Below are 10,287 nucleotides of genomic sequence, written 5' to 3'. Positions count from 1 at the left end.
CGCACGGGTCATTTCCTGAGAGAGGGCCTGAGAGACGGGGCTGGGCAACGGCTTCTGGGCCGGGACGTTCTGTGCCAGAACCGCCGACCCCAGGAGCAACGCCAGGAGGGCGGTGCACTTCTTCATTTTTCACCTTCTGTTAAAACGGACTCCGGCAATTCTACACTTCGCCGGGGCTGCGGCGGCAGAGGAAATGCGCCCGTTGGAAGGAAAGCTGTTAAGAAAGGTTAAATAGAGCTGCGAGCCGGCTTACGCAGCGGTCGAAGCCGATTCCCCGCGCCTGGCCGCATGAACCAGATGAACGTTCAAAAGACGGCGGATCTTGCCGTTGAAATCGACCCGGCAACGCTGCACGCCCGGGCCAAAAAACGCGCTCTGGCGCACGTCCAGAACCTTGCCACGCAGTCCAAAGCAGTCGGAATAGACCAGACCTCGAATCCAGACGCAGTCACCAATCTTGATATCTTTCATGATTCACCGTCACGAATAAGCTCTAGGCAGGCATCAAAAATTATCCCGCGAGGGCACCCGCAGAGCCAAGTGAAATCGGTTCGGGAATTAATCTGCGTCATCTGCGGAATCTGCGGCTAAAATTCCCCATGCGAATTTGCCGGTTTGGAGATGGTCGTCTTGGGGTTGTCGAAGGTACCAATGTCAAAGATGTGACGGCGGCACTCGACGTCCTGCCGAACTTCCGGTATCCCTTTCCGCCCTACGACCTTCTTATAGCCAATCTCGACAAGGTCACCGAACGGGCGCGCTCGCTCGCCCCGTCTGCGCCGTCGCTGCCGTCCGCCGGCCTCGGATTCCTCAGCCCCGTCGCGAACCCCAGCAAAGTGATCGGAGCCCCGATCAATTATCAGAAGCACCAGGACGAAGTGAGAAGCGACGCCGAGTTGCATCACAACAACGCCCAGCACCTGGCCGTGATCCAGAAGACCGGACTCTTCCTGAAGGCGAACAGTTCGCTGGTCGGACCCGCCGAAGGCATCCATCTCCGGAAGCTCGACCGCCGCAACGATCACGAGGTCGAACTGGCCGTCATTATCGGAAAACGCGCCAACAACGTCTCGCGCGCGGATGCGTTGAACTACGTCGCAGGATACGCCATCGGTCTGGACATCACGATACGCGGTCCTGAAGAACGCAGCCTTCGAAAGTCGGCGGACAGCTATGCCGTGCTCGGTCCCTGGATGGTGACGGCGGACGAGATCCCGGATCCCGGCGATCTCAACCTGAAGATTTCAGTGAACGGCGAGGAGCGCCAGAACTCCAGCACGAAGTACATGATTCTCGGCGTTCCGGAGCTGATCGAATTCGGTTCGGCCTTTTACACGTTGAATCCCGGTGATGTCATCATGACGGGAACTCCGGAAGGCGTCAGTCCGATTGAGCCCGGCGACCGGGTTGTCGCAACCATCGAGAAAATCGGCAGCATGGAAGTACGCATATACGCCGCTGCTTAATATGGGGTTCTATCACAAGCCTGAAACGACGGAGGAGTTCCGCGAGTTCTACCGGCGGCTGGAGACGAAGAATGCCGCGCCGCTGTGGGAATCGCTTGCAGAACTTGTCCCGGTCGTTCCGCGTCCGCGTTCGGTTCCCACGATGTGGCGCTATGACGAGATCCGTCCGTTTGTCCTGGAATCCGGAAAGCTGATCACGGCAAAGGACGCGGAACGCCGCGTCCTCATTCTCGAGAATCCCGGGATGCGCGGCTTCTCTCAGATCACCGACACGCTCTACGCCGGTCTGCAATTGATCCTTCCGGGAGAGACCGCGCCGACGCACCGGCACACGGCGTCGGCTCTGCGCTTCATCATCGAGGGTACGGGAGCGTACACCGCGGTCGACGGCGAACGAACCACGATGCATCCGGGCGATTTCATCCTGACGCCGTCGTGGACATATCACGATCATGGCAATCCGAGCGATACTCCGACGATCTGGATGGACGGACTGGACATCCCGCTCGTCAACCTGTTCAACACCGGGTTCGCCGAACATCATCCGCAGGAGATTCAGCCAGTCACGAAGAAAGAAGGCGACGCCTGGGCGCGCTACGGCGGCAGTCTCATGCCGGTCGAATACACGCATCCGGGAAATTCCTCTCCGATTTTCAATTACCCTTACGCGCGTACGCGCGAAACGCTCGATCAGCTTTACCGGAACGGCCCGCTGCATCCGTGCCATGGGATCAAGATGCAGTACATCAATCCCGCGAACGGCGGCTCTACCATGCCGGCGATCGGGGCTTTCGTCCAGCTGCTGCCGCCGGGTTTCCGCGGCGCCGCGCATCGCGCCACCGACGCGACGGTGTTCTGCGTCATCGAGGGCCGCGGGCGGACGCGGATCGGCGAGACGGTTTTCGACTGGAAGGACCACGATATTTTTGTCGCTCCGTCCTGGTACCCGGTGACACACGAGGCGCAGGTCGAGTCCGTGCTGTTCAGTTTCTCCGATCGTCCGATTCAGAAATCGCTAGGCATCTGGCGGGAAGAATGACGGCTCCGGTCCTGAGCGCCGCGGCGCGGACCGATTAGTCTCGCAAATGCAGCCGCTGCAGCAGCCCTTCCTTCGGCGCGAGTCCTTCCAGCATCCACAAATTGTTCACAGCGGAGCGGGCCTGCCCATACACGATGCTCTTACCATCCGGCGACAGGCTGAGCCGGATCGATGGTTCGTAACCGCTTGCCGGCTTAAATTCCGCGTCGAGCTTACCGATTACCTTGACTCCTGCTGCGCGCTGCCGCGCTTGCGCTTCGCCTTCTATTGCTGCGCCTTTCGCGCCGCCCGCGAGATCCACCGAAAACAACGTTTCGTGATCGCTCTCAAAGCGGAGGCAATAGAGCATGCGGCCGCTGCGATCAAACGTACAGCCATCGGCATGCAGGTTCCCCAGGGACCGCGTCGTTTTTCCGTCGGGTGAGATCAGGTTCTCGCCTTTGTCGTTGTACTCGATCCAGTCGCCTGCCGGGGACCAGATGGGAACGCTGCTGTTTGTCGGGTTGATATCCGCTTTCAACAGGACCGGGCTGTCCTGCCCGGAGGTCTTGACCTTCATGATGTCGACTTTTCCATTTTGAACGCGCATGTATACCAGCGAATTTCCGTCGGGTGACCATGCTCCTGCGATGTCGTCTGAAGTGGCGTCATTGGTGACCGGCACCGGATCGCCGCCGGAAACCGATGAAATCCAGATGCGAACATACGATGACTCGGCCGGCGAGTGGCCGATGTGGCTATAGATCACACGATCGCCGGCGGGCGACAGGATGGGATCCATGAATCCGTCCGTTGTCCCCATTGGAAAATCGCGCCCGGTGATGATCGGACGGGAAACGCCGTCGCTGGAGTGAAGCCAGATTTCAGGAGGGCCGTTGCGATCCGTGACGTAGGCGAGCAGCGGTTGGTTCAGCGCCCATGCGGGCATCAACTCATCTCGTTCGGTTGCCATCCAGCTCTTGGCGGCGGCTGTATCGAGGCTCACCGAAACAATGTCCAGACTGCCGGAAGGTTCGGAGAAAATGAGGCGGCTTCCATCCGGCGAAACGTTCGGAGAGAGAGTGTGGCTGGTCTGGCTGATGATAGCGGCCCGCCGGCCGGACGAGGTGTCTGCGAGAAAGAGCTGAATGGCCGATCCCGGGTCGGTGCGAAGGGCGATGACGATCCTGCGGCTGTCCGGCATCCATGAAAAATTGGGCGTGCCGGCGAAGGTTGGAAAGTCCTGGAAGATCCGCCGGGGCGGATGCGACGGATCCGCAGGGTAAGGCATCAGCCACGCTTCTTCGTGTCCGCGATCGCCCGAGTTGATGAAGAGCAGAATGTGCTTCTGGTCGGGCGAAAAGGCCAGGGTCGGCCGGTTGAGCAGGCTTCGTGTCGCGAAGGGATCCGGGCTGTATTTCCTGGCAGGAGATCCGAGCGGCGAGCTGATCCAGAGACCCCATTCGTCATCATCGCGTAACATCGCCGCGGCCGACCCGTCGTTCGTGACGTCAACGGTTTTGAAACGGACTTTGTCCGTGTCCAGGGCCAGTTCGGGCTTCGGTTCGCCCCCGACAACGGCAACGGACCAGAGGCCCGCAGGTGCGTGCTCGCTGGTGAACAGGATTCGCCGGCCGTCGGGTGTCCAGCGCACCGGCAGCGCTTCGGTCCCGTCGCTGAAATACGTCAGTTGTTTCCCTGTCGGTGAATCCAGGTACCGGACAAAGACCTGTTCGGGCTTGAGCCTGTCCATCGACGCCGCGTAAGCGACGGCTTTGCCGTCCGGAGACCAGACCGCGTTGTCCTGCCCGCCCGCTTCGAACGAGAATGGAGTGAAATGGAATCCGGAGGAATCGGGCCTCGCATGCGCGGAGTGCAAGGCGATGAAGACAACGGCCGCCAGGATGAATCCGAGGACGAAGGCCGGGAGCGCAATCCACGAAAATGAGCGCTGCGATGGCGCAGCCTCCGGCACGGCGGTGACAACGACGCTGCTTCCGGTCGGCACCGTCGCGGCGTCGAGAGCAAATCCAAGGTCCGACGCCGATTGGAACCGCATGCGCGGCTGCTTTTCCAGGCAGCGCCGCACGATGCGATCGAGCTGCGGACTGATGTGCAGGCCGGACTCGACGAGCTCGGGCGGATCTTCTTTCAGGATCGCCGTCATCGTTTCCGCCGCGGTCTCGCGCTGGAATGCGCGGCGGCCGGAGAGCATTTCGTAGAGCACGGAGCCGAACGCGAAGATATCGGTTCGATGATCCACTTCGGCGCCGCGCACCTGTTCGGGCGACATATAGCCGGCAGTGCCGACGGCCATTCCCGGATCCGTTACACCGGCGGCCGTGGGCGCGGCTGTGACGCCAGTTGCAGCAGCGGACGCGAGGCTGGTCTGGCGCGCCAGTCCGAAATCGAGAATTTTGACCTGGCCGTCCGCGAGCAGGAAGATGTTTTCCGGCTTGAGATCGCGGTGAACCAGACCCTTGTCGTGGGCGGCCGTCAATCCCCGCGCGATCTGAACGCCGATCTCGATCGCCCTCCGAACCGGCAACCGGCCATCGTGCTCGCGCAGCGTCTCGCCTTCGAGCAGCTCCGTCACGATGAAAAGCTGGCCGTCGTGAATTCCGGTATCGAAGATCGCCAGAATATTCGGATGCGAAAGAGAGGCGATCGCCTGAGCCTCGCGCTCGAAGCGCGCCCGCCGGTCCGGATCGGCCGCAAAATTCGGCGGCAGAATCTTGAGGGCCACGTCGCGATTCAGCCTCGAATCGCGCGCACGGTACACCTCGCCCATGCCGCCCGCCCCGAGCGGGCCGGCAATTTCATAGGGGCCGAATAAGGCGCCTGGCTGGATGGACATCGCCCGATATTATCGCCCAAAGCTGCGCTTTGCGGTTAACTCCCCGCCTGAGTCAGTCACTTCTTCGCCGCCTTCTCCAGGCCGTCGAGCTTCTGTTTGAGCAATGCATCCCTCGGCGCCAGGGCGCGAATCCGCTGGAGCGTTTGGACGCCTTCCGTCTTTCGTGGAAAGTCGAGCTGCAGGTCCGCCTTTTCGAGCAAGGCATATTGAGCCATTAAAGGTGAACGATGACGTTGTTTCTCGTACATCCGCTCGAAATAATCCGCACCCTCGGATTGCTTCTTCTGTTGTTCGAACCACACGAAGGCCCAATCGTACAGGACGAAATTGTCCGGGAAATCGACGATCAATTTTTCGAGGATGGGAAATGCCGTGCCGAATTCCTGATTGGTGAGCAACGCCGTGTAATAGACAATCCGCGCCTCGGTGCGGGAGTATCGGGCCTTCTCCATTGCCGTCTGTAATTGATCGACGCCGAGGTTTTTGTCGCCCGTCGCGCCCATGAGCCAGGCAAAGGGTTTGATCATGGACGGCAGAGTACCGGTGAAATAGTTGAAGGCGCCGAGCCCGACATAGACGTCGTAGTAATTCTTGTCGAGCGTGTAGGCCTGAACGGCATAGTCGTGCGCCCGCAGTCCGGCTCGCAAGGCGCCGAGGTACGCGTCTTTTTGGGTCACTTGAAATCGGGCATAGCTGCCGTAAGTCGAGGCAAGGTAGGCCAGCAGTTCCGGCTTGTAGTACTTCCCTGTCTCCAGAGCCTTCTCCGCCTTCTCCTGGGCGAGCGCTTGGGCGTGATAGTAGGTGTCCTCGATTTTGCTATTGCCGGGATCTTCCTGGGCTTCCCACCAGTAGGTCTCGGTCTCAATCAGAAAGCCGGCCGGATGATCGGGATATTTCCGCTGAAGCTCACGGGCTGACACTCGCGCCTCGGCCAGCCGCAGCATGTACGTCGACTCCGTGGCCGAGCGGATCAGACTGTCGGCAGTGCTGTCTTCGTACAAGGCCGAAGCTGAAAGAAACAGAAACAGAGTCGAAAGCAGGAATCCCGGCATGACATTCAACTCCATGGATGAGGTCGGCGGAAATCTCAGTCTATCGTGACTCAGCCGCGGAGCGGCAGAATGCTTTTCCGGCTGCGTGCCGCAGTGTAAACTGTGACAACTCTGGGGGAATTCATGAAAAAGGTTGTTGGCGTAGTTCTGTTTATCTTTCTTCTGTCCGCCGGGCTCCTCTCGCAGCAGCAGTCCGGAAAGGATTTGTCCTGGGCGTTCCCGGTCAAAAACGGAGATCTGCCAGCCGCAGATCCAAGCGCGAAGACGGTTCCGGGAAGCTCCAAGACTTATCCTCAGGCGCAGATCGACGATCTTTCAAATCCGCCGGACTGGTTCCCGGAAGAGCATCCGCCGGCCCCTCAAATTGTTCAGCACGGCCACGGTGACGCTCTGGCGTGCGGCTCATGTCATTTAATGTCCGGTGTGGGCCATCCCGAGTCCGCCTACATGGCAGGAATGTCCGCCGAGTACCTCCGGCGGCAGCTGGCTGATTTCAAGAGCGGCATCCGTAAAGAACCGAATCGGATGAATAAGATCGCCGGAGCGCTCTCAGACGAAGAGGTCCGCCAGGCAAGCGATTGGTTCGCCGGTCTCAAGCCGTATTCGTGGACCAAGGTTGTCGAAGCGGCGATGGTGCCGAAAACCTTTGTCGGCGGCGGCCGCATGCGTTTCCTTCAGCCAGGCGGCGGAATGGAGCCGATCGGAAACCGGATCATCACTGTGGCGCTGGATCAATCGCGAGTTACAAAGCGCGATCCGCACTCCGGGTTCACCGCCTATGTTCCTCCGGGCAGCATCAAGAAAGGTGAGTCCTTCGTGAAAACGGGCGGGTCCGGCAAGTCCGTCCAGTGCGCGATCTGCCACGGCGAGAACCTTCAGGGTCTGGGCAACGTGCCCAGAATAGCCGGGCTTCATCCTATTTACATCGCCCGCCAGCTTTATCTGTTCAAAGACGGCTCGCGCAACGGCGGCGACGCGCAATTGATGAAGAAGCCGGTGGCTGGGATGACCGATGCGGACATCCTCGCCATTTCCGCGTATGTCGGCTCACTCAATCCGGGAGCTTCAAAATGAAAACGCGTTGGCTTGGTCCGGCGCTACTTTCGTTGACAATCGTCATGGGCGCGGCGCAACTTCGAGCCGCGCAAGGCGAACCGGTTCGCGTTCTGGCATCCAACGGCGTGAAGGCCGCCGTCGACGAACTCAGCCCTGCCGCACAAAGCTCCATCGGCCATACGCTCGCCCTCCAATATGGGACGACTGTCCTGAATAAGCAGAAGATCGAAGCGGGCGAAAACTTTGACGCCACGATTCTCACCAGCGAGGCGATTGATGCTCTTATAAAGGAAGGTAAACTGGCCGCCCGCAGCCGCACGGATATGGGCCGCGTCGGCATCGGTGTGGGCATCCGCGCCGGAGCAAAAAAGCCGGACATCGGGACACCCGACGGCATCAAACAAACTCTGCTGAACGCAAAAGCGGTCACGTATGCTTCGGATGGCGCAAGCCGGGTACATATCGAAAAGATGTTCGAAGCTCTCGGGATCACCGACAAGATGAAACCGAAGCTGGTTCTGGTGCAGGGCTCCGACGCTTCTCTGAATGCTGTCAAAGGCGGAAAGGCGGAGATCATTCTCACTTTGATCAGTGAAATCATGCCCGACAAAGGCGTCGAATTGGTTGGCCCGCTGCCCGACAAGTTCCAAAGTTACGTGAGCTTCGCGGCAGGAGTAAACGCCGGCGCAAAGAATCCCGATGCCGCGAACGCTCTGATCAAGTTTTTGTCGGCGCCGAAGGCCGCCTCAACGTTCAAGGCAAAAGGCATTCAAACCGGCAAGTAAGGAAGGAGGAATGGTGCGACTGCGCAAGGTCCTGCTGTGTTGCTTCATCGTCGCGAGCCTTGCCGGCACGTCCACCGGCTATGCCGCCGATAAGTGGCTCAGCATCCGATCTCAGAATTTCTTACTGGTCGGCAACGCCAGCGAGTCGTCGATTCGACGCGTCGCCCGGGACCTTGAAGAGTTCAGAGCGGGAATGGCTCTTCTGTTTCCTTCAATAACGAAGCAGGCACCGCCGCCGATGACCGTTCTGGTCTTCAAAGACGACGCTTCTTTCCTTCCCTATAAACCCCTATATCAGGGGAAGCCGGCCAACGTGGCGGGCTACTTTCAGTCCGGACAGGACATGAATTTCATCGCCCTGACTGCCGGCACCCAAACGCCACGGGTGATTTACCACGAATTCCTTCACGCGCTAACCAAGGACCTCACTATAAAACTGCCGGTCTGGGCGAGCGAGGGACTTGCCGAAGTCTATTCGACTTTTGAAATCGAATCGAACGGCAAAGAAATGCTTCTTGGAAGGGCGATCGGCGAACACCTCCAGACGCTGAAGCAGTCCTTCATTTCCATCAATGCATTGTTCGCCGTAACCCGGGGATCTCCGTACTACAACGAGCAAACCAAGCAGGGCATTTTCTATGCAGAATCCTGGGCGGTCATGCATTACCTGATGCTCGCGAATAATCAGCAGCGCCGGCCTCAACTGGTCAAGTTTCTGGCCCTGGCCGGGGACGGGAACAAGTCGATCGACGACAGCTTCAGCGAAGCATTTGAGACGGACTATGCGTCGTTTGAACAAGAAATGCGCGCGTATGTCGGTCATTTCGCATTCCCCGCCGTGTTGTTCAAACTCCAGTCGAAAATCGATTTCGATCATGACATGCAGACAGCGACACTGAGCGAGGCGCAGGTCCAATACTATCTTGGCGATCTGATGCTGCACACCGACCGCACCGATATGGCCGAAGCGCAGCTGCAGAGAGCCATTTCCCTCGACCCGAATTTTTCCCCGAGTTATGCCTCTCTGGGTTTTCTGCGTGTCCGCCAAGGCAAAAACGATGAAGCGCTGGAATTCTTGGGCAAGGCCGTCGAGGCGGACTCAAAGAACTATATGGCGCATTACTACTATGCGTTCACGCTTCAAAGTGCCGGCAGCAAAACCACGAAAGTCCCGGATACAACGCGGCTCGCGCTCATGCGGGAACATCTCAAGAAGACAGTGGAGCTGCAGCCGGACTTCTGGCCCGCCTATGACATGCTCGGCTATGACGCTATTGTTTCCAGGGAAGAGCTGCCGCAGACGGAAGAACTGCTGAAGAAGGCGTTGACGGCAGCACCCGGAAAACGGGATATACGTATCCGGCTCGCGGAGGTGATGATTGCGAATAACGAGCCGCTCGCCGGCCGCGTGATCCTGTCGCCTTTGAAAAATATTACCGACGACGATGCCGTTCAGCGCCGTGCACAGAGCCTGCTGAATCAAATTCAGACAATGATCGACAACGAGACGGCGGTACGGGAATACAACGAACGGCGCGCGCAGGCCCAGGCACAGGCCCAGACACAGGCCGAGGTCCGGGCAGAGGCGCAGGCGAAGGCCGCCGCCGCGGCGCGAAACTCCGCCGGGAATGACACACCGGATGGGCCGCCGGTCATCAGGCGAAATGAGACAACGCCTTCAACCGAAGCGAAGGACGCTGCGCCCAAACAAGCCGTGGCCCGGCCTGCGGGCAAACAGATCCAGGGCGCCCTGTTGTCGGTCGACTGCAGCCAAGGCATGACCTTGCGGGTCCGTGTCGGCAATGGAAACGTCGAACTTCACGCCAGCGATCCGTCGAAGATCAACTTTGTCAGTTACACCTCCGCAGTTTCGAACTCCTTCGCCTGCGGCCAATTCAAAACACCTCCCCCGGTTTTGATCATCTACAAAGCCGGAACCGATCCGCGTTTTCTGGGAGAGCCCATCCAGGTAGAATTCACTGGAACGAAATGAGGGAAAGTTTTAGTTGCTTTGACAAAGTTTTAGCCGCAGATGGCGCGGATGACGCAGATG

8 protein-coding genes are annotated in these 10,287 nt (G+C 59.2%); 5 read left to right on the top strand and 3 right to left on the bottom strand.

The features are described 5' to 3' along the window. Positions 1 to 249: 249 nt before the first annotated feature. Entirely contained in the window at positions 250 to 471 is a 222-nt protein-coding gene (locus VGK48_21730) for a hypothetical protein (protein ID HEY2383804.1), read from the bottom strand. A gap of 128 nt (positions 472 to 599) precedes the next feature. Between VGK48_21730 and VGK48_21725 the strand changes: the two genes are divergently transcribed. Then, on the top strand, positions 600 to 1,466 hold the full coding sequence (locus VGK48_21725; protein ID HEY2383803.1) for a fumarylacetoacetate hydrolase family protein: 867 nt from the start codon (positions 600 to 602) through the stop codon (positions 1,464 to 1,466). Beyond that, complete coding sequence (gene gtdA / locus VGK48_21720; GenBank protein ID HEY2383802.1) at positions 1,390 to 2,505, top strand: gentisate 1,2-dioxygenase; 1,116 nt, start codon at positions 1,390 to 1,392, stop codon at positions 2,503 to 2,505. The genes VGK48_21725 and gtdA overlap by 77 nt, the downstream gene beginning before the upstream one ends. Before the next feature lie 34 nt (positions 2,506 to 2,539). Here gtdA and VGK48_21715 read toward each other — a convergent pair whose 3' ends face one another. Together VGK48_21715 and VGK48_21710 are read right to left on the bottom strand one after the other, a co-directional pair. Then, entirely contained in the window at positions 2,540 to 5,341 is a 2,802-nt protein-coding gene (locus VGK48_21715) for a protein kinase (GenBank protein HEY2383801.1), read from the bottom strand. Between the two features lie 56 nt (positions 5,342 to 5,397). Next, positions 5,398 to 6,393: a hypothetical protein gene (locus VGK48_21710; GenBank protein HEY2383800.1), complete on the bottom strand. Its 996-nt coding sequence runs from the start codon at positions 6,391 to 6,393 to the stop codon at positions 5,398 to 5,400. A gap of 123 nt (positions 6,394 to 6,516) precedes the next feature. Here VGK48_21710 and VGK48_21705 point away from each other — a divergent pair, with 123 nt between their 5' ends. From VGK48_21705 to VGK48_21695, 3 genes are read left to right on the top strand one after another with little or no spacing between them, the layout of a single operon-like run. Beyond that, the gene (locus VGK48_21705) at positions 6,517 to 7,467 is read left to right on the top strand and encodes a c-type cytochrome (protein ID HEY2383799.1); all 951 of its coding nucleotides are present in this window, start codon (positions 6,517 to 6,519) and stop codon (positions 7,465 to 7,467) included. Beyond that, positions 7,464 to 8,234 (top strand): substrate-binding domain-containing protein, encoded by a 771-nt coding sequence (locus VGK48_21700; protein ID HEY2383798.1) that lies wholly within the window; start codon positions 7,464 to 7,466, stop codon positions 8,232 to 8,234. The genes VGK48_21705 and VGK48_21700 overlap by 4 nt, the downstream gene beginning before the upstream one ends. 10 nt (positions 8,235 to 8,244) lie before the next feature. Further along, on the top strand, positions 8,245 to 10,227 hold the full coding sequence (locus VGK48_21695) for a tetratricopeptide repeat protein (GenBank protein HEY2383797.1): 1,983 nt from the start codon (positions 8,245 to 8,247) through the stop codon (positions 10,225 to 10,227). Positions 10,228 to 10,287 lie beyond the last annotated feature (60 nt).

It is taken from the genome of Terriglobia bacterium, assembly GCA_036496425.1.
Classification (GTDB): Bacteria; Acidobacteriota; Terriglobia; order 20CM-2-55-15; family 20CM-2-55-15; genus 20CM-2-55-15.
The sequence above is the reverse complement of the archived record's forward strand: the minus strand, read 5'-3'. Positions and strand labels throughout refer to the sequence as shown.